This is a genomic window from Pseudoduganella aquatica (genome assembly GCF_020865585.1).
Lineage (GTDB): Bacteria > Pseudomonadota > Gammaproteobacteria > Burkholderiales > Burkholderiaceae_D > Rugamonas > Rugamonas aquatica_A.
The window spans coordinates 1,369,379-1,389,864 of the sequence record NZ_CP086370.1 but is presented as its reverse complement, the minus strand read 5'-3'; the positions used below and the strand labels follow the sequence as shown (position 1 = coordinate 1,389,864).

General features: G+C 61.8%; 13 protein-coding genes and 3 rRNA genes. 5 read left to right on the top strand and 11 right to left on the bottom strand.

The window, feature by feature from the left end:
* Window positions 1-45 precede the first annotated feature (45 nt).
* Genes KT882_RS06040 through KT882_RS06030 form a run of 3 tightly spaced genes read right to left on the bottom strand, consistent with a single transcriptional unit; the run spans window position 46 to window position 2,719 of the window.
* Entirely contained in the window at window positions 46-1,596 is a 1,551-nt protein-coding gene (locus KT882_RS06040) for an ammonium transporter (protein WP_161075321.1), read from the bottom strand.
* Between the two features lie 13 nt (window positions 1,597-1,609).
* Window positions 1,610-1,948 (bottom strand): P-II family nitrogen regulator, encoded by a 339-nt coding sequence (locus KT882_RS06035; protein WP_056398174.1) that lies wholly within the window; start codon window positions 1,946-1,948, stop codon window positions 1,610-1,612.
* A 12-nt stretch (window positions 1,949-1,960) separates the two neighbouring features.
* A complete protein-coding gene (locus tag KT882_RS06030) occupies window positions 1,961-2,719 on the bottom strand; it encodes a TorF family putative porin (RefSeq protein WP_161075320.1) in 759 nt (252 codons plus the stop codon).
* A 240-nt stretch (window positions 2,720-2,959) separates the two neighbouring features.
* Here KT882_RS06030 and KT882_RS06025 point away from each other — a divergent pair, with 240 nt between their 5' ends.
* Window positions 2,960-3,202, top strand: a complete 243-nt coding sequence (locus tag KT882_RS06025; RefSeq protein WP_161075319.1) for an accessory factor UbiK family protein — start codon at window positions 2,960-2,962, stop codon at window positions 3,200-3,202.
* 15 nt (window positions 3,203-3,217) lie between these two features.
* On the opposite strand, the gene KT882_RS06020 is transcribed toward KT882_RS06025, so the two are convergent.
* Window positions 3,218-5,038, bottom strand: coding sequence for a CHASE2 domain-containing protein (locus KT882_RS06020; protein ID WP_228894954.1), 1,821 nt, complete (start codon window positions 5,036-5,038; stop codon window positions 3,218-3,220).
* A 10-nt stretch (window positions 5,039-5,048) separates the two neighbouring features.
* Complete coding sequence (locus KT882_RS06015; RefSeq protein WP_161075317.1) at window positions 5,049-5,921, bottom strand: hypothetical protein; 873 nt, start codon at window positions 5,919-5,921, stop codon at window positions 5,049-5,051.
* A gap of 198 nt (window positions 5,922-6,119) precedes the next feature.
* Between KT882_RS06015 and KT882_RS06010 the strand changes: the two genes are divergently transcribed.
* The 3 genes from KT882_RS06010 to KT882_RS06000 are packed head-to-tail and all read left to right on the top strand — an operon-like array spanning window position 6,120 to window position 8,623.
* A complete protein-coding gene (locus KT882_RS06010; protein ID WP_161075316.1) occupies window positions 6,120-7,640 on the top strand; it encodes a YifB family Mg chelatase-like AAA ATPase in 1,521 nt (506 codons plus the stop codon).
* Between the two features lie 41 nt (window positions 7,641-7,681).
* Window positions 7,682-8,218, top strand: a complete 537-nt coding sequence (locus tag KT882_RS06005; protein WP_161075315.1) for a hypothetical protein — start codon at window positions 7,682-7,684, stop codon at window positions 8,216-8,218.
* 60 nt (window positions 8,219-8,278) lie between these two features.
* Window positions 8,279-8,623 carry a DUF1840 domain-containing protein gene (locus KT882_RS06000; RefSeq protein WP_161075314.1) on the top strand — a complete coding sequence of 115 codons (345 nt, stop codon included), beginning with the start codon at window positions 8,279-8,281 and terminating at the stop codon, window positions 8,621-8,623.
* Between the two features lie 48 nt (window positions 8,624-8,671).
* Here the strand turns inward: KT882_RS06000 and rrf are convergent.
* From rrf to KT882_RS05985, 3 genes are all read right to left on the bottom strand, one after another.
* Window positions 8,672-8,784 (bottom strand): 5S ribosomal RNA (gene rrf / locus KT882_RS05995).
* Between the two features lie 134 nt (window positions 8,785-8,918).
* Window positions 8,919-11,791, bottom strand: a 23S ribosomal RNA gene (locus KT882_RS05990).
* A gap of 200 nt (window positions 11,792-11,991) precedes the next feature.
* Window positions 11,992-13,522 (bottom strand): 16S ribosomal RNA (locus tag KT882_RS05985).
* Together the 16S, 23S and 5S rRNA genes form the textbook arrangement of a ribosomal RNA operon.
* 532 nt (window positions 13,523-14,054) lie before the next feature.
* Here KT882_RS05985 and KT882_RS05980 point away from each other — a divergent pair.
* Window positions 14,055-16,004 (top strand): sigma-54-dependent Fis family transcriptional regulator, encoded by a 1,950-nt coding sequence (locus KT882_RS05980; RefSeq protein ID WP_228894952.1) that lies wholly within the window; start codon window positions 14,055-14,057, stop codon window positions 16,002-16,004.
* A gap of 17 nt (window positions 16,005-16,021) precedes the next feature.
* On the opposite strand, the gene KT882_RS05975 is transcribed toward KT882_RS05980, so the two are convergent.
* Genes KT882_RS05975 through KT882_RS05965 form a run of 3 tightly spaced genes read right to left on the bottom strand, consistent with a single transcriptional unit; the run spans window position 16,022 to window position 20,389 of the window.
* Complete coding sequence (locus KT882_RS05975) at window positions 16,022-17,005, bottom strand: FAD:protein FMN transferase (protein WP_228894942.1); 984 nt, start codon at window positions 17,003-17,005, stop codon at window positions 16,022-16,024.
* On the bottom strand, window positions 17,002-19,218 hold the full coding sequence (locus KT882_RS05970; protein WP_228894940.1) for a 4Fe-4S binding protein: 2,217 nt from the start codon (window positions 19,216-19,218) through the stop codon (window positions 17,002-17,004). The genes KT882_RS05975 and KT882_RS05970 overlap by 4 nt, the downstream gene beginning before the upstream one ends.
* A 16-nt stretch (window positions 19,219-19,234) precedes the next feature.
* Entirely contained in the window at window positions 19,235-20,389 is a 1,155-nt protein-coding gene (locus KT882_RS05965; RefSeq protein ID WP_228894938.1) for a porin, read from the bottom strand.
* Window positions 20,390-20,486: the final 97 nt, after the last annotated feature.

Here is a 20,486-nt window from a genome sequence, read left to right as displayed (position 1 = left end):
TCGGGCGCCTTTTACTGCATTTTTACTGAAAAAACACGTGCCAGCTTAAGCGTGGTACGCGGACTCGCCATGGCTGGTGATGTCCAGGCCTTCGCGTTCCTCTTCTTCCGGTACGCGCAGGCCGATGGCGATGTCCACCAGCTTGTAGGCGATAACCGAAATCACGGCCGACCACAGGATGGTGATGCCGACTGCGGTCAGCTGGGTGATCACTTGGCCGCTGATGGAGTAGTCAGCCGAAGCCTTGTTGGCCACGTAGTCGAAGATGCCCTGGCCGCCCAGGGAAGGAGCAGCGAACACGCCGGTCAGCACCGCGCCCAGGATACCGCCCACGCCGTGCACGCCGAACACGTCGAGCGAGTCGTCGGCGCCGATCAGGCGTTTCAGGCCGTTCACGCCCCACAGGCAGACGATGCCGGCCAGCAGGCCGATCACCAGTGCGCCCATCGGACCGACAAAGCCGGCTGCCGGGGTGATGGCCACCAGGCCGGCCACTGCGCCGGACGCGCCGCCCAGCATGGATGGCTTGCCCTTGGTGATCCACTCGCCGAAGACCCACGACACGGTGGCGCAAGCGGTTGCCAGCAGGGTGTTGATGAAGGCCAGCGCGGCGATGTCGCCCGCTTCCAGGGCCGAACCGGCGTTGAAGCCGAACCAGCCCACCCACAGCAGCGAAGCGCCCACCATGGTCATGGTCAGCGAGTGCGGCGCCATGGATTCACGGCCGTAGCCGACGCGCTTGCCGATCATGATGGCGCCAACCAGGCCGGCCACAGCGGCGTTGATGTGCACCACGGTGCCGCCGGCGAAGTCCAGCGCACCTTTCTGGAAGATGAAGCCCGCTTTCGCGCCTTCAACAGCGGCGGTGGCGGCGTCCTTGATCGCGTCCGGACCGGTCCAGAACCAGACCATGTGGGCGATAGGCAGATACGAGAAGGTGAACCACAGCACCATGAAGGCCAGCACGGCGGTGAACTTGGCGCGCTCGGCGAAGGCGCCGACGATCAGGCCGCAGGTAATGGCGGCGAAGGTGCCCTGGAAGGCCACGAAGACGAACTCAGGAATCACGACGCCCTTGCTGAAGGTGGCCGCCACGCTGAACACGCCCTTGACCGGATCCCAGATGCCGTTCAGGAACAGGCGGTCGAACTTGCCGTAGAAGGCGCCGCCTTCGGTGAACGCCAGCGAGTAGCCGTAGATGCACCACAGCACGATGATCACGGCGAACACCATGAACACCTGCAGCAGCACGGACAGCATGTTTTTCGAGCGCACCAGGCCGCCGTAGAACAGGGCCAGGCCAGGGATGGTCATCAGGATCACCAGCAGGGTGGCGACGAACATCCAGGCGGTGTCGCCCTTGTTCGGCACCGGAGCTGGCGCGGCAGGCGCTTCGGCCGGCGCAGCTGCTGCCGGCGCGGCGGCGGGTGCTGCCGCAGGCGCGGCGGCGGCCGGCGCCGCTGGCGCGGAGGCGGCAGCTGCGCTGGCGGCAGGTGCATCGGCAGGCTTGGCATCTTGCGCGTAGCCCGGCAGCGCCGCGCTAAAGGCAAACAGGACAGCGGCCCCGGCCAGCAATTTTGTTATGGTTTTCTTCATTTCAAAGTTCCCCTTAGAGAGCGTCGTTGCCGGTTTCGCCGGTACGGATACGGACAACCTGTTCCAGGTTGTAGACAAAGATCTTGCCGTCGCCGATCTTGCCGGTGCGGGCCGCGCCTTCGATCGCTTCGATGGCCTGCTCCACTACCGCGTCGTCCACCGCCGCTTCGATCTTGGTCTTGGGCAGGAAGTCGACCACGTATTCAGCACCACGGTACAGTTCGGTGTGGCCCTTCTGGCGGCCGAAGCCCTTCACTTCGGTCACGGTAATGCCTTGCACATTAATCGCCGACAAAGCCTCGCGGACCTCGTCCAGCTTGAAGGGCTTGATAATGGCGGTAATCAGTTTCATGGGGTGCCTCGCTTAGAAAGTTTTGGAAACGGTCAGCACAGCGCCCATCTTGGCCAGATCTTTGCCATTGCGCGGCGAGGTGTAGACATCGGTGCTGGCCTTGACGGCCGCCAGCGCAACAGTAACCACGCCGTAATCCTTGGTCACGCCCACTTTCCAGTCGGTGTAGCTGGAAACGCTGTTGTGCTTCACGTTCTGGCGGCCCACGTGCAGGTTGAGGATGTAGCCGTCCTGGATTTCCTGGTTGACGGAAGCGTCGAAGTAGCCGCTGTTCTTGCTGTCGGCAAAGCCGAACAGATTGGTGGTCGAGCGCGAGTATTTCAGCGTGGCCGGGCCATAGCTGATGGCGCCGTACAGTTCGAAGGTGTTGGCGCTAGGATGCAGGCCGTTGGACGGGTAGAAGTAGTACAGGCCGCCCACGTCGTAGCTGAAGCCGCCGCCGATGTCGCCGCGCTTGCCGCCGTAGATATCCCATTCCAGGTTCACGTCGCCGCCCGCATCGTCGATCCACTTGATGCTCGACGCCCAGGTGCCGGCGTAGAAGCCGGTTGGATTGTTAACCCAGTCCGCGCCGGCTTGCAGCGCAGGCTTGAGGCGGGTCTGGGAAATGCCGCGATAGCGATAGTCGGTGGTCAGTGCCACGTTGTAGGACACTTCGTTATCCGGTTTCGCCGCTGGAGCGTCTTCCGCACGGGCCAGACCGGCTCCCAGGCTAGCCATCGCGAGAGTGATTGCTGCTGCAAGAGTCAGGTGCTTGGTCATGTATTTCATGGCGATATCCTTTAGTTTGAACTTTTGGAGCGGTTGCGGTTTAAAATCCAGGCTAAGCCTAAGCGTTCACTACCTCTTTAGCAGAATGCGTGCCAGCTGACTTCATGCAAGCTTGTTAGATAGTTAGCGGGAATTACAGGAATGGCAGCGCGGCAGAGAGAGTATTCCGCACCATATTAATGCTTAATTTACTGGCATCGCACCGGGATGGTGCGAAAACACATCAATCTAGGAAACATCATGGACATGAACAACTTCTTCAATGACTTGCAAGGCAAGATCAACCAGGCCATCGAGAGCTCGCCGGCCAAGGATATCGAGAAAAACGTGAAATCGATGATGACCCAGGGCTTCGCCAAGCTGGATCTGGTGACGCGCGAGGAGTTCGACATCCAGGCGCAAGTGCTGGCCAAGACGCGCGCCAAGCTGGAGCTGCTGGAAGCGCGCCTGGCGGAGCTGGAAGCGAAGCTGCCGCCGCAGTAATACGGAGTAGCCGCCTCAGGCGCCGGCCGCCTGCGGGTCCCAGCCGTAGACCGGCACCGCGCTATGCCCTTTCAAGCCATGCTCGCCCAGCGGCGACAGCATGGCGGCGCCGTCCGGCCCCAGCCGTTCGGCCACGGCGCCCGAGCAGATAATGGGATAGCCCAGCTGCTTGCACAGCCCCTCCAGCCGCGACGCCACATTCACCGTGTCGCCGATGGCCGTGTATTCGTGCCGGTGGCTGGAGCCGATATAGCCTATCACCGCCGGCCCGCTATGCAGGCCTATGCCCATCGCCAGCTCGGCCTTGCCTTCGGCGCGCAGCTCGGCGTTCAGCTGGGCCAGTTCGGCCAGCATGTCGCGCGCGGCCTCCAGCGCCGCCTTCTCCGGGCTGGGCAATTCATTGGGCGCACCAAAAAACGCCATCATGCCGTCGCCGATGAATTTATCCACCGTGCCGCCATGCTTGTGCACCATGGAGGTGATGCGGCCGAAATAGCGGTTCAGCAGCGCCACCACCTGCTCGGCTGGCAGCAGCTCGCTCATGCTGGTGAAGTTGCGGATGTCCGAGAACAGCACGCACACCTCCACCTTGGCGCCCTGCTTGCGCGCGTCCACCCCGCCCTCCACGATTTGCTGCATCACCTGCGGGCTGACATAGCCGGAGAAGGTGCGGCGCAGGCGCTGCTTTTCGCTGAAGTTGCGCCAGCCCTGGTCCGCCGAGCGCGACAGCACAGCCAGCCACAGGCTGGCCAGCATGGCGCTGGGCGCAATCCACAAACCCTGGCGCAGCAGGATATTGCTGGCCGCCAGCAGCGCCGCGCTGGCCAGCATGGCCAGCAGCACCTTGCGCGCCACCGCCGCATGGAACCAGAACAGCGCGCCGGCCGCCGCCATGCCCCAGGCCCAGGCCGGCCCCAGCGGCTGGATCAGCCCCTGGTTGAGCATGCTGCGCACGGCCTGCGCGTGCACCAGCACGCCCGGCAGCCGCCGCCCCTCGCGCCAGGCCGCAATCGCGGCCGGCAGGTTCAGCAGGTCGGTGTCGTCCTGCACCGTGCCCACCAGCACCGCCTTGCCGGCAAACATGGCGCGCAGCTGCTCCTTGCCGCCGCGCTCGGCCAGGCGCAGCACCTCCTGCAGCGGCAGATAGCGGAAAGCGGGGCCGATCTGGTAATTGATCAAGCCGCTCCATTGCTGGCGCTTGCCCATGGCCGCGCTGATTTCGCTGGACAGGGTGTAGGTGCTGCGGTCCGGCAGGCAATTCCAGCCGGGGTCGGGATAGCGCCGGATGCGGGTGTCGTCATCGCTGCAGAACAGCGCCGAGGCCAGCGCCTGCACGCCGTCCTGCTGGGTATTGAGCACAGCGGCGTAGTCGAGCTGGATGTCGCGGTAGTGGCTGCGTTCCGTGTCCCACACCTTGGCCAGCACCAGCTTGCTGCGCGGCAGCGTGCGCATCAACCCCGCCAGCAGAGTGCGGTGGAAGTCGAAGTCCGGCTCGTGTGCCGAGATCAGGGTGTCGAAACGCTTTTCCGGCAGCACCAGGTCGAGCGCGATCACGCGCGCGCCCGCTTCGCTGGTGGCGTCCAGGAAGGCGGCCAGGTAGCGGTGGCTCAGGGTCAGCGGTTCTTCCACCGTATCCAGGAAGGCCTCGTCTATGCCCACCAGCACCACGTCGGTCTGCACCGGCTGCGGGAACCAGGCGCGGTTCAGGGCGAACTGGGCGTCCAGCAGGCGCTGGTCCAGCGCCGGGGCGGCCAGCAGTGCCAGCAGCGTGCACAGCGCCAGCGCGGCGGCGTTGATGCCGGCGGCGGCCAGCCTGGCGGACGGGTGCGCAGCCACAGTGGCGGAACTAGCGCGCCATGGTGTGGGCGGTGGTCAGGTCCGGGCGCTGGGCGGCGATGTCGCGCCAGACCTGGCGCGCCTCGTCCAGCATCTGGCGGTCGCGCAGGATGGCGGCGTACAGCACCCACTCATCCACCGCCGCGCCCGCGCCGGGCTTGAGCGCGCGCATGGCGTCGGCATCGGCCTGGGCGGCCACCGTGAAGTCGGCCGCTGCCGAGCGCTGCTGGCCGTCGGGCGCCGTATAGCTGACGGTCCAGCGGTATTCCTTGCCTGCCGCCAGCGTGGTGCCGGGCGGCAGATCCCAGGTCGAGCCTTCCACTGTGGCCTTGGCCACCACGCGTTCCGGCGCTTCGGTCAGGATCAGCTGGAAACTGGCCGGTTCGGGCACGCTCCACTGGAAGCGGGGCCGCGCCCCCAATTGCACGCTGCGGTTGATCGGCGACTGGATGGCGATTTCCTGGCCCAGCGAGCGCATCTTGAACGCCGCCGCCCCCATGTTCGGATGCACGGCGGCGGCCACCACTTTTTCCGCCAGCGACTTGGTGGTGGCAGGCGTGCCGTTGAGCACTTTCACGCCGTCCTCGCCGACCTCGGCCAGCACCGGCCCCACCAGCTGGTAGATCAGCTTGGCGCCGTAATGCGACAGCGAGGCCTTGCTGCCGGCCTCCAGCTTGAACTGCGCGCCCGGCTTGATATAGCTGAGCAATTGCAGCTTGCTGGAGCGTCCGCTGCGCAGCAGTTCGCCGCTGCCCTGCACGTCCAGCACCATGCCGACCACGTCGTCCGGACCGGCGGCGCGCGCCGCGCCGGCCAGCATCAGCTGGCATAGCACCAGCAAGAAAGCGCTGCAGATATGGGCGGCGCGGAGCGATTTGCACATGATAGACCCCCTTAATGAATAAGGCATGCGTAGGAATTCTCTTACAACTTTCTACCAAGTCTATGCTCGTCCGCAAACAGGCGCAATCAACTTTGTGGCAATAACGACATTGCGACGCCGCCGCCTTGCGCGGCCTCAAAAACACGGGCTGGGCAGCGCGCTAAGATAGTCAATCGCCTGGCCGCCGAGGGGAAACGCATGAGTCTCGCCGTACTGAGAAGCCGCGCGCTGGCGGGCATGGAGGCGCCCGAAGTCAGCGTCGAAGTCCACCTGGCGAACGGCTTGCCCGCCTTCGCCATGGTGGGTTTGCCGGAAACCGAAGTGAAGGAGGCGCGCGACCGGGTGCGCGCGGCGATCCAGAACGCCGGCTTCGAGATGCCGGCCCAGCGCATCACCGTCAATCTGGCCCCGGCCGACCTGCCCAAGGAATCGGGCCGCTTCGACCTGCCGATCGCGCTCGGCATCCTGGCCGCGTCCGGCCAAATTCCCACTACGCCTCTACGCGACTATGAATTCGCCGGCGAGCTGTCGCTGTCGGGCGAGCTGCGGCCGATACGCGGTGCCCTGGCCATGACCTACGCCATGCACCGCAGCGCCCGCAGCAAGCGGCGCGCCTTCATCTTGCCGCTGGCCAACGCCGACGAGGCGGCGCTGGTAGGCGATGCGCTGATCTACCCGGCCACGTCGCTCACGCAGGTGTGCGCCCACTTCGCCCACCGGGGCGACGGCAGCGGTGCACTGCAGCGCCACCAGCCTGCCGCGCCAGCACTGGCGCCGGATTATCCGGACCTGTCCGACGTCAAAGGCCAGGCCGGCGTCAAGCGCGCGCTGGAAGTGGCGGCGGCCGGCTGCCACAGCGTGCTGCTGGTCGGTCCGCCGGGCACAGGCAAAAGCATGCTGGCCGCGCGCTTCCCCGGCCTGCTGCCCGCCATGACGGATGAAGAGGCGCTGGAAGCGGCGGCGGTGCAATCGCTCAGCGGCAATTTCGATGCCGGCAGCTGGAAGGCTCGTCCATTTCGTGCTCCTCACCATACCTCGTCCGGCGTGGCGCTGGTAGGCGGCGGCAGCGTGCCCCATCCGGGAGAAATTTCCATGGCGCACAGGGGCGTGCTGTTTCTCGACGAGCTGCCCGAATTCGACCGGCGCGTACTGGAAGTGCTGCGCGAGCCGATGGAATCGGGCAAGGTCACCATCTCCCGCGCCGCCCACCGCGCCGACTTCCCGGCCCGCTTCCAGCTGCTGGCGGCCATGAATGGCTGCCCCTGCGGCTACCACGGCCATCCCAGCGGAAAATGCCACTGCCCGCCGGACGTCATCCTGCGCTACCAGGGCAGGATATCGGGGCCGCTGCTGGACCGCATGGATCTGCTGATCTCGGTCCAGCCGCTCTCTCCGGACGAACTCGAAGCGCCGGCGAACGGCGAAACCTCGGCCGTGGTGGCCGCGCGCGTGCAGCAAGCCTGGAGTATCCAGCAGGCCCGCCAGGGCAAAACCAATCAGCTGATGGGCACGCGGGACATCGAACGGCACTGCAAGCTGGACCGCGAAGGCCGGGCCGTGCTGCGCGACAGCATGCTCAAGCTGCACTGGTCGGCGCGCGCCTATCACCGCGTGCTGCGGATGGCGCGCACCGTTGCCGACCTGGACCATTCCTCCGCCATCACGGCCCACCACGTCAGCCAGGCCATCCAGTTCCGCCGCGCCCTGCTCGATATGTAGCGCCGATGGCGGACACGCTTGCCGCCTGATACCATCACCTTATGGATACCAAAATCACCACTGCCGTTCGCGCGGCCCTGGGCGCGGCGCTGGCCTGTGCCGCACTCGCCGCCTGCAGCCCCAAATTCGACTGGCGCGACTTCCGCAGCACCGAAGCGCCCTATGCCGTGCTGTTCCCGGCCAAGCCGGCGACGCACACGCGCAGCATCAATCTGGGCGGCGCCACCGTGAACATGCAGATGGCGGCGGCGGAAGTGGACGGCGTCACCTTTGCCGTGGGCGCCGCCGAAATGGCCGATGCCGCCCAGGCCCAGGCTGCGGTTGCCGCCATGAAAACCGCCATGGTCGCCAATATCAACGGCACCATCACCACCGAAAAACTGGCCGCAAAGCAAGGCCAGCAGCCGCAAGCGATAGAAGTGGATGCAAAGGGATCGCGCAACGGCGAAGCGCTGCGCATGGTCGGGCGCTTCATTGCCAGCGACAAACGGGTCTACCAGCTGATCGTGGTGGGCCGGGACAAGCACATGCTGAACGACGAGATCGAGATGTTCATGCGCTCGTTCAAGCCGAACTGATGTGCGCGGATGAAAGTCGTGTTATCGTTTGAACACGCACAACAAGAGTGGGGAAACGCCATGATCACATTCAAATCCAAATCCTCTCCAGCGGTCATGATGTACAAGGAACATGCCGAGCGCATACTGGAACTGCTGAACAAGAGTCCCACGCGCGGCGTAATCACGGCGGCGGAAGCGGCGGGCGCACTGGCTGCGCTGGAGCATGAAGTTGCGCTCAGCAAGCTTCACCCCGACCAGGACATAGAGCACCACCACGACAAGACCCACTCGACAGCCGCGCTGGACGACGACGAGCCGCTGACGGAAAAACAGCACATCGGCTTCGCCACCCGCGTGTTTCCCCTGCTGGAAATGCTGCGCGCCGCCATTTCTGACGGCCATGACATTGTTTGGGGCGTATAGACGAAAAAAAGCCCGCTAGTTCACTAGCGGGCTTTTTTAATATAACTAGCCTGACGATAACCTACTTTCACACTGGTTGCAGCACTATCATCGGCGCAAAATCGTTTCACGGTCCTGTTCGGGATGGGAAGGGGTGGGACCGATTTGCTATGGTCATCAGGCTTTGACTTGTAGCCTTGCGACGCTGATGCGTCGCAATAGCTTAAAACTTGGAAGAATTCAGATTTATTAGTAGCGATTGCGTATCAACATACGCACAACATGCGCACTTCTCGCCTATAACCATCAATGTTATAGGGACAAGCCTTACGGGCAATTAGTACTGGTTAGCTTAATGCATTACTGCACTTCCACACCCAGCCTATCAACGTCCTGGTCTCGAACGACCCTTCAAGGAGCTTAAAGCTCCGGGAAATCTCATCTCAAGGCAAGTTTCCCGCTTAGATGCTTTCAGCGGTTATCTCTTCCGAACTTAGCTACCCGGCAATGCCACTGGCGTGACAACCGGTACACCAGAGGTTCGTCCACTCCGGTCCTCTCGTACTAGGAGCAGCCCCCTTCAAATTTCCAACGCCCACGGCAGATAGGGACCAAACTGTCTCACGACGTTTTAAACCCAGCTCACGTACCACTTTAAATGGCGAACAGCCATACCCTTGGGACCGGCTACAGCCCCAGGATGTGATGAGCCGACATCGAGGTGCCAAACTCCCCCGTCGATATGAACTCTTGGGAGGAATCAGCCTGTTATCCCCAGAGTACCTTTTATCCGTTGAGCGATGGCCCTTCCATACAGAACCACCGGATCACTATGTCCTACTTTCGTACCTGCTCGACTTGTCGGTCTCGCAGTTAAGCACGCTTATGCCATTGCACTATCATCACGATGTCCGACCGTAATTAGCGTACCTTCGAACTCCTCCGTTACACTTTAGGAGGAGACCGCCCCAGTCAAACTGCCTACCATGCACTGTCCCCGATCCGGATCACGGACCAAGGTTAGAACCTCAAACAAACCAGGGTGGTATTTCAAGGTTGGCTCCACGAGAACTGGCGTCCCCGCTTCAAAGCCTCCCACCTATCCTACACAGATTGGTTCAAAGTCCAATGCAAAGCTACAGTAAAGGTTCATGGGGTCTTTCCGTCTAGCCGCGGGTAGATTGCATCATCACAAACACTTCAACTTCGCTGAGTCTCGGGAGGAGACAGTGTGGCCATCGTTACGCCATTCGTGCAGGTCGGAACTTACCCGACAAGGAATTTCGCTACCTTAGGACCGTTATAGTTACGGCCGCCGTTTACTGGGACTTCAATCAAGAGCTTGCACCCCATCATTTAATCTTCCAGCACCGGGCAGGCGTCACACCCTATACGTCCACTTTCGTGTTTGCAGAGTGCTGTGTTTTTATTAAACAGTCGCAGCCACCAGTTTATTGCAACCCTTTCGCCCTACTGAAGTAAATCAGCCAAGCTACCGGGGCGTACCTTTTCCCGAAGTTACGGTACCAATTTGCCGAGTTCCTTCTCCCGAGTTCTCTCAAGCGCCTTAGAATACTCATCTCGCCCACCTGTGTCGGTTTGCGGTACGGTCTCGTATGACTGAAGCTTAGAGGCTTTTCTTGGAACCACTTCCGATTGCTACGTGAACAAGTTCACTCGTCCCACTCCCTTGAATTACGCGCCCGGATTTGCCTAAGCGCCTTCTATGAAGCAGAAACTGACTATTCCAACAGTCAGACAACCTTCCGCGATCCGTCCCCCCATCGCATCATACGACGGTGCAGGAATATTAACCTGCTTCCCATCAGCTACGCATCTCTGCCTCGCCTTAGGGGCCGACTCACCCTGCTCCGATGAACGTTGAACAGGAAACCTTGGGCTTACGGCGTGGGGGCTTTTCACCCCCATTATCGCTACTCATGTCAGCATTCGCACTTCTGATACCTCCAGCATCCTTTACAAGACACCTTCGCAGGCTTACAGAACGCTCTCCTACCATATCCTTGCGGATATCCGCAGCTTCGGTGACTGGCTTAGCCCCGTTACATCTTCCGCGCAGGACGACTCGATCAGTGAGCTATTACGCTTTCTTTAAATGATGGCTGCTTCTAAGCCAACATCCTGACTGTTTTAGCCTTCCCACTTCGTTTTCCACTTAGCCAATCTTTGGGACCTTAGCTGGCGGTCTGGGTTGTTTCCCTCTTGACGCCGGACGTTAGCACCCGACGTCTGTCTCCCAAGCTCGCACTCATCGGTATTCGGAGTTTGCAATGGTTTGGTAAGTCGCGATGACCCCCTAGCCATAACAGTGCTCTACCCCCGATGGTGATACTTGAGGCACTACCTAAATAGTTTTCGGAGAGAACCAGCTATTTCCAAGTTTGTTTAGCCTTTCACCCCTACCCACAGCTCATCCCCTAATTTTTCAACATTAGTGGGTTCGGTCCTCCAGTGCGTGTTACCGCACCTTCAACCTGGCCATGGGTAGATCACTTGGTTTCGGGTCTACACCCAGCGACTGGCGCCCTGTTCGGACTCGATTTCTCTACGGCTCCCCAATCTGGTTAACCTTGCCACTGAATGTAAGTCGCTGACCCATTATACAAAAGGTACGCAGTCACGGAACAAGTCCGCTCCTACTGTTTGTATGCACACGGTTTCAGGATCTATTTCACTCCCCTCCCGGGGTTCTTTTCGCCTTTCCCTCACGGTACTGGTTCACTATCGGTCGATTACGAGTATTTAGCCTTGGAGGATGGTCCCCCCATATTCAGACAGGATTTCTCGTGTCCCGCCCTACTTGTCGCATACTTAGTTCCACACGTCGCATTTCGTGTACGGGGCTATCACCCGCTATGGCCGCCATTTCCAGAGCGTTCCACTATGCGTCATGCTAAATCATGCAGGCTCATCCCATTTCGCTCGCCACTACTTTGGGAATCTCGGTTGATTTATTTTCCTGCAGCTACTTAGATGTTTCAGTTCGCCGCGTTCGCTTTGCATGCCTATGTATTCAGCATGCAATGACCTATAAGGCCGGGTTTCCCCATTCGGAAATCCTCGGATCAAAGCTTGTTTGTCAGCTCCCCGAGGCTTATCGCAGACTTCTACGTCCTTCATCGCCTGTAATCGCCAAGGCATCCACCATGTGCACTTATTCACTTGTCCCTATAACATTGATTCCTTGCGACTAACAAAGAACCGTTACAAAGCAAGAAGTACTACGTTGTTGCGTTTGTTGATACATACAATCACTACCCTCGTTCAATCTTGCGATCAAACGAAAATAATAAATCTTTACTTCTTCCAAATTTTTAAAGAACGAAACAATCGATAAGTGTGAGCGCTTGGCGTGGTGCCTACTCTAGAAAGGAGGTGATCCAGCCGCACCTTCCGATACGGCTACCTTGTTACGACTTCACCCCAGTCACGAATCCTACCGTGGTAAGCGCCCTCCTTGCGGTTAAGCTACCTACTTCTGGTAAAACCCGCTCCCATGGTGTGACGGGCGGTGTGTACAAGACCCGGGAACGTATTCACCGCGACATGCTGATCCGCGATTACTAGCGATTCCAACTTCATGCAGTCGAGTTGCAGACTACAATCCGGACTACGATACACTTTCTGGGATTAGCTCCCCCTCGCGGGTTGGCGGCCCTCTGTATGTACCATTGTATGACGTGTGAAGCCCTACCCATAAGGGCCATGAGGACTTGACGTCATCCCCACCTTCCTCCGGTTTGTCACCGGCAGTCTCATTAGAGTGCCCTTTCGTAGCAACTAATGACAAGGGTTGCGCTCGTTGCGGGACTTAACCCAACATCTCACGACACGAGCTGACGACAGCCATGCAGCACCTGTGTGAAGGTTCCCTTTCGGGCACTCCCCAATCTCTCGGGGATTCCTTCCATGTCAAGGGTAGGTAAGGTTTTTCGCGTTGCATCGAATTAATCCACATCATCCACCGCTTGTGCGGGTCCCCGTCAATTCCTTTGAGTTTTAATCTTGCGACCGTACTCCCCAGGCGGTCTACTTCACGCGTTAGCTGCGTTACCAAGTCAATTAAGACCCGACAACTAGTAGACATCGTTTAGGGCGTGGACTACCAGGGTATCTAATCCTGTTTGCTCCCCACGCTTTCGTGCATGAGCGTCAATCTTGACCCAGGGGGCTGCCTTCGCCATCGGTGTTCCTCCACATCTCTACGCATTTCACTGCTACACGTGGAATTCTACCCCCCTCTGCCAGATTCTAGCCTTGCAGTCTCCATCGCCATTCCCAGGTTGAGCCCGGGGATTTCACGACAGACTTACAAAACCGCCTGCGCACGCTTTACGCCCAGTAATTCCGATTAACGCTTGCACCCTACGTATTACCGCGGCTGCTGGCACGTAGTTAGCCGGTGCTTATTCTTCAGGTACCGTCATTAGCTCCGGATATTAGCCGAAACCGTTTCTTCCCTGACAAAAGAGCTTTACAACCCGAAGGCCTTCTTCACTCACGCGGCATTGCTGGATCAGGCTTGCGCCCATTGTCCAAAATTCCCCACTGCTGCCTCCCGTAGGAGTCTGGACCGTGTCTCAGTTCCAGTGTGGCTGGTCGTCCTCTCAGACCAGCTACTGATCGATGCCTTGGTAGGCCTTTACCCTACCAACTAGCTAATCAGATATCGGCCGCTCCAGGAGCACAAGGCCTTGCGGTCCCCTGCTTTCATCCTTAGATCGTATGCGGTATTAGCGTAACTTTCGCTACGTTATCCCCCACTCTTGGGTACGTTCCGATATATTACTCACCCGTTCGCCACTCGTCAGCGGAGCAAGCTCCCTGTTACCGTTCGACTTGCATGTGTAAAGCATGCCGCCAGCGTTCAATCTGAGCCAGGATCAAACTCTTCAGTTCAATCTCTGTTTAAAGTCATTGCTGACTTGGTCGCCCTTCAAAATAACTGACGATTCCTTCTTTCGAAGGTCACGTTTGTTTTTCGTTGAGCGTTTAAATAATTTGAGTTTCGCAGCTTGCGCTGCGGGCCCCATCATCAAACGCCCACACTTATCGATTGTAAATTTTTAAAGAATTCTGCGTTGTTGCTGAAGCGTTTTGTTCAGCAGCAGAGAGATGAGATTATGAGGCGTTTCGTTTAAACCGTCAACCCCTCATTTTCCTACTCCCCTGCGCTACGTATGCTCAGCAGCGCGGGGACAGAACTATAGCAAGCCACAGTCCCATAGGCAAGCCCTATTTCGCGGCGGTTCAGGTTCATGTAAGCAGGTGGCATCAGGCTTGCTAACAGCAAGGGAACGGCACGGCTAACGGCCCTGCCGGGGCATTTGCTCCGTTTTATCTGTGCCAGAACGGAACATGTGCTCAAATAAGGAACACCCGGCAAACACAAAAACGCCGCATCAGACGGCCCATTGCAGGAATCGGAGACATGTACCAGCCAACCGCCACCAGTGCCGCTCCAGAAATGGCCGGCATCATCACCACTTCGCACGAGCGCTCGCTCGCCTATGGACTGTGCCCGGAGAGCCGGCAGGACTTCGGCACCATCGCCCGCAACGATCTTGCTCTGCTTATAGAGAAGAACAAGATGCTGCACACCCACGCCCTGCCCGCCATGGAGACGCTGTACCAGCAAATCATCAACACCCATAATATGGTGCTGCTGACGGATGCGGACGGCGTGATCCTGCACTCCCTGGGCGACGCCGACTTTCTGGAGAAGGCCAACCGGGTGGCGCTGCAGCCCGGTGCGGCCTGGTCCGAGGAATGCCGGGGCACCAACGCCATCGGCACGGCCATCGCCGAAAAGAGCGCGGCGCTGGTGCACGCGGACCAGCACTATATGCATGCGAATCATTTCCTCACCTGCTCCGCCGCGCCAATTACCGACCACCACGGCAACGTGGTCGGGGTGCTGGACGTGTCCGGCGACCAGCGCAGCTATCACAAGCACACCATGGCGCTGGTGCGCATGTCCGCGCTGATGATAGAGAACCAGCTGTTCTCGGCCGCGTTTGAAGATGCGATCACGCTGCATTTCCACACCCGACCGGAGTTCATTGGTACGCTAATGGAAGGCATCGCCTCGTTCACTCCGGGCGGGCGCTTCCTGTCCGCGAACCGTAACGGGCTGTTCCAACTGGGGCTGAGCTACGCCGCGCTGCAGACCCACACCTTCAATTCGCTGTTCGGTCTTCCCGTGTCCGCCCTCTTCGACCACTACCGGACCGCGGCGCCCAGCCTGCTAGACTTGTGCATGCACAACGGCGTGCGGGTATCCGGCCGCGCCCAGCTGCGCTTGGCCAGCAGCCGCTTCCAGCACGTGCTGGCGGCGCCTCAGGACGGAGAGCCCGCGCCGCGCCCTGCGGCTCCGGCATCGCCCATGCATGCGGCCAATGCAGCGCGCAAGCTTTCCGGTCTGCGCTACCTGCGCACCGGCGACCCGCAGCTGGAACTGGTGATCGACAAGGTAACGCGGGTGCTGGGCAAGGATATCCCCATCATGATCATGGGCGAGACGGGAACCGGCAAGGAACTGCTGGCCCAGGCCATACACAACGATTCGCCCCGCGCGCAAGGGCCGTTCATCCCCGTCAATTGCGCCTCCATTCCGGAAACGCTGATCGAGTCCGAACTGTTCGGCTATGAAGACGGCGCCTTCACCGGCGCGCGCAAGAAGGGCGCGGTGGGCCGGATTCTGCAAGCGAACGGCGGCACGCTGTTCCTGGACGAGATAGGCGACATGCCCTACAGCTTGCAGGCGCGGCTGCTACGCGTGCTGCAGGAGCGCATGGTCACGCCGCTGGGCAGCAGCAAGTCCATTCCGGTGAATGTGGAAGTCATTTGCGCCACCAACCACAATCTGCGCGAGCGTATTGCGAACGGTTTGTTCCGCGAAGACCTGTATTACCGCCTGAATGGCCTGGTGGTGAAACTGCCGCCGCTGCGTGAACGCACCGACCTGGAAACGGTGGTGAAAAAGATCATCGCCATCGAGTCCGGCAGCACGCGCTACACGCTGGCGCCGGAAATGCTGGAACTGTTCCGCTGCCACAAATGGCCGGGCAACTTCCGCCAGCTCACCAATCTGCTGCGCACGGCCATTGTGATGGCGGGGGACGAGTACGAAATCTCGCAGCGGCATATGCCGGACGACTTCCTCGACGATATCGCAGCCGCCGGACCCTGCGGTGAATCGCTGCAAGGCGCGGGAGAACACGGCGGCCTCCTGCCTGCCGGCGGTGCGCGGCTGGAGGATGTGGAGCACTCCCTGATCCAGAAGACGCTGGCAACGCATGGCGGCAACGTGTCGGCCACGGCGCGGGCGCTGGGCGTGTCCCGCAATACCATTTACCGCAAGATGCCGCACCTGAAATAAGCCGCTGAGCTGCGCAGTCATGCCGGCACCGCCGCCGCAGCGAAACCGGGCGAGCGGCGCGCGTTGCCCTGCTTGTCCACCGTGAGCAGATCGATGCCGGGCAGACGGCCTGCCAGCGCGTGGGACTTCTTCACACCCATCACCATGAAAGCGGTCGACAAGCCGTCCGCCAGCAGCGCGGAAGGCGCCAGCACGGTTACGCCGGCCAGTTCCGGCGGCGAATCGCCCCGTTCCGGATCGAAGATATGGTGGTGCACGCGGTCCTGGGTGAACACGGCCTCATAGTCGCCCGAGGTGGCGATGCAGCGGTCCCGCGCCAGCACGATGTCGGTGCAGGACTGCGAATCGCGCGGGTCGCGGATGCCAAGCGCCCATAGCTGGCCCGGCGCCTTCATGCCGCTGGCGGCGAATTCGCCCGTGTCCAGCAGGGCGTTGCGGATGCCGTGGCGGCGCAGTGCGGCCAGCGCCAGGTCGGCAGCATAGCCCTGCGCCAGGCCGTTGAGGGTAATGCTCATGCCCGGCAGCAGAAAACGCGCCTCGCTGCGCCTGAACGACAGGTTGCGCCAGCCCACGCGGGAGCGCGCCTGGCGCAGCACCTGTGCGTCCGGCAGGAGGCCGCGCTGCGCCGCTTCGCTGTAGGCCAGCCATAGCGGCTGTACCGTGACGTCGAAGGCGCCGTCGGTCAGCTGGGACAAGGCGCGGGCCTGGGCCAGCACCACCAGCAGCCGTGCGTCAGGCTCGGTCAGCGCACCGTCGCGGTTCAGGCGGAACACCTGGCTGGCGGGATGGTAGATCGACATCAGCTTGTCCACCGCCTGCGCTTCATGCAAGGCTGCGGCCATGGCCGCCTGTGCCTGCGCGCCATCGTCGTGGGCCACCGTGACGGTGATGGTGGTGCCGAAAGCCTGCGCGGCGGCCTTGTGCAGACGCGCAGGCGGCGATGCGGCGCCAGCGCCGGCCAGCAGGCCCATGGATGCGGCCAGTACGGTTCTTCGTTTCATGATGTCTGCTCTTTCGCGTCGGCGCGCGCAATGGGGATGAAGTTGCTGCGCTTGCGTTCCATCAGCAGCGGTGCGCACTTGTCTTCGCTGTCGTGGATGACGACGCAGTCCAGGCACTGGAAACATTCGCCGTAGTCGACCGTTCCCGCTGGCTGAATGGACTGGTAGGCGCAGCGGTGGCGGCAGGTCTGGCAGGGCTGGCCGCATTCGGCCCGGCGCGGTAGCCAGTCGAACAGGCGGACGCGCCCCAGCAGGGCCAGGCAGGCGCCCAGCGGGCATAGATAGCGGCAGAAGAACTTGAACCAGAAGGCGCTGAGCAGCACCAGCCCGGCCGCATACGCCACGTAGGGCCAGCTCCGCACGAAGCCGAGCGTGATGGCGGTCTTGAACGGTTCCAGCTCGACCAGCCGCTCCTGCCAGAGCGCCGCAGGGGCCGCGATGGCGGCGCTGGTAGCGCTGCTGGCGATAAGCACATTGATGGCAATGGCGGCAAGCGCGGCGAACTTCAGCCATTTGAGACGCACGTCCGCGCTGCTGCGCAGGCGTATCTGCGGCAAGCGCAAAACGCGGCCCAGATGCGCACTGAATTCCTGCAGCGCGCCGAAGGGACACAGCCACCCGCAGTAGGCGCCTCGTCCCCATGCCAGCAGCGCAGCCAGCGCGAACACCCACACCAGCAGCGTGGCGGGGTCAAACATCAAATACGCCAGGCTGCGGCCGGCGGCCAGCGCCTGCATTGCACCGGCCACGTTGACGATGGAAAGCTGGGCCTGAGCCCAGTAGCCGACGAAGCCCGCAGTGAACAGCAGGTAGGCGATGCGGAAGCGCTGCAGCCGCTTGCCGTTCGCCGCGAGCCGCCGCTGCAGCATCAGCGCGCCAGCCAACGCCAGCAATCCGGCGCTGAGTATGCCCAGCTCCCAGGCACGCGCGCGCCACACACTGCCCCAGGATTTCTCGTCGGCGGCGCCGGCAATGTAGTAGCGCTGAGGCAGCCGGTATTGCAGCGCCAGCTCGCGCGTGATCCGTTCAGGGAAAACGATGCCCTTGCTGCGCGTGAGCGGCAGCGCGAAGTCCAGTGGCAGGCCAGGGTCCAGGCCGGCCTGGGCGATCACGCGGAACGCGGCCACGCGCGCGCCGCCAAACGCGGCTGGCTCCTTCAAGGTGAGATCGAGGTCGAGATCGCGCAGCTCCAGCGGCAGGCCCTGCTGCTTCAACACCAGCCGGTCCGGCACGCTGCCGCGCACGAATTCGTCCGGCATCAGCGTGTAACGGCCCGACCAGATGGCCAGCAGCGCATGGTCGCCAGGTTCCAGGCGTGCTTGCAGCTTGTTCCAGCTGCGCGGCGACAGCAGCGAGCGGCCCACAGCAGGCACCGACACATAAGCCATGCGCAAGTCGAGGAACACGCCGTCCGGATCGCGCAGCGCCTCCGCATCCAGGGCGGCGCCCGGCGTGCCCTTGAACAGTGCCTCGGCTTCCCGGTTCGGCACGCGGAGCTGCTGCAGCACGCCCTGCGCCACCATGCGCTCCAGGCTAAGCACCTCGTCCACGTCCTCCCGCACGCGGGCGGCCAGCGAGGGATCGCGCCCGGCGGCAAAGCCCAGGCGGGCACGCGCCACCTTCAACGCAGCCGATAAAACACTTTGATTGATGATGCGCACCGAGGCGGTGGCTTTCGCCACGCCGTCCAGATGCACATCGCGCGCGCTGCCGCTCTTGTCGTCCTTGCCGCCGATGCGGATCGAGCTGGCCAGCGGCACGCCCTTGTACTGCGCCAAAAACTGCCGCAACGGCGGTTCGCCCAGCCCTTCGAGGAACACCGGTTCGTGCTGCGACAGCAGCGACACGCCGATGAATTTTCCCTTTGCGTCCAATGCCACCAGCAGGTTGGGGGGCACTCCCGCAAAGCCCGGCACCGGCGCCAGATCGGCAGACTCGAAAACATAGCCCGCCAGCTCGGTGGCCGTGGCGTTCTGGCGGTACAGCGGCCATACCGGCAGTTCCGCGTCGCGTTCTCCCACCATCAGCGGCGCGGGAAACAGCTGCGCCACGGCGGCGCGGTCCAGCTGCCCCGCCTCCGCCGGCACGGGCAGCGCAAGCGCAGCGGCCAACGCCACTGCTGCCGCCAACGCCAGCAGCGAGCAATGCCGCAGCCGGCGCGCGCAGTGCCGCCATGCTTGCGGCCGCGCCTGCAGAATATCCGCCTGTGCCATGAACGCGCCGCTCCCGTCAGAAGAAGATGATGCCGCCCAGCGAGGCGCCATTCATTTTGGCTTCATTGCCGTTGAAGCCTTTGGAGCGGGTCTGCCCTACTTCGCCCACCAGCGTGATAGCGCTGTTGAGCGTGTAGTAAGCGCCCAGCGTGAGATTGGCGTTCGACTTCAGGCCGCCCGTACCGGTGGTGTTGTCGCTGTTCTTGCTGATGCCGTAGCCCAGGCCCAGCTTCATCTTGCCGGTGGCCTTGTAGGTACCCTGCACGAAGTAATTGCGCGCCGTGGTGTTGCCCTGGTCCGCATCGGACAGCACGCCGAGGCCTTTTCCGCCCTGCACATTGGCCAGCAAGCCGAGCGCGCCTTCGCTGTACGACGCTCCGGCCTCGAAGGCGTTCATGGTGAAGTCCTTGACGCCCGCCGTGACCGATTCGAACTTCTGGGTCTTCGCGCCCAGCCAGGCTTTGGCGCCGCCGCCGCTCCACGTCAACTGGCCCTGCAATTGCGGACTGGTCTTGGTCGAGTACAGCGAAGGCGTGAGCAGCGGCGTGTCTGACACGGGGCTCACCAGCGCAACATCGACACCGAAGCCCGCGCTTTTCGGCGAGCTGTATGCGATCTGGCCGTAGTAGCCCACGTAGCTGTAGCCGGCGCCGATGTGGCCCAGCGTGACGCGGCCGCGCTGCGTCGCCTGCACCGGTGCGCCGGCGCCGATCAGCGTCATGTCGCCGAAGATGGCGCCTGCGCCGAACAGGCCGTTGTCGCGCCCCATCTTGATGGTGCCCATCTCCGCAGTGCCGAAGGTGAAGTAAGCCTGGCGCACGTCCACGCCGCTGTTCTGGCTGATGGCGCTGTCGGTAGCGGTGGCGTGGTACATGCCGATCAGCGCCTTGACGTCATAGCCGCCCAGGTTGGAGCTGGCGGAAGTGACCAGGCCATTCGGCAGCAGGCCGTTGCCGATGGTGCTGCGGTCGTCCTGTCCGCCGCAGCCCAGGCCCTTGCTCGCCAGCGCCAGCCCGCCCACCGCATTGCCGGAGCAGGATACCTGCGTGTAGTAGGCGTTGACGATGCCGCCCACGCCCACGGTCCAGTCGCCGGCTTTGAAATCCACTGCGCCCGCGTGCTGCGCCGTGAACGCCGCTGCAACCATGCCACCCATGATGATCTTCTTCATTACTGTCTCCCTTGTTTTAGTACATCGATTGATGTATCCCTACAAGGGCAATTAGCGTGCCGAGCCCGCTTCACTGGGAAGGGCCTGCGGCGCGCTG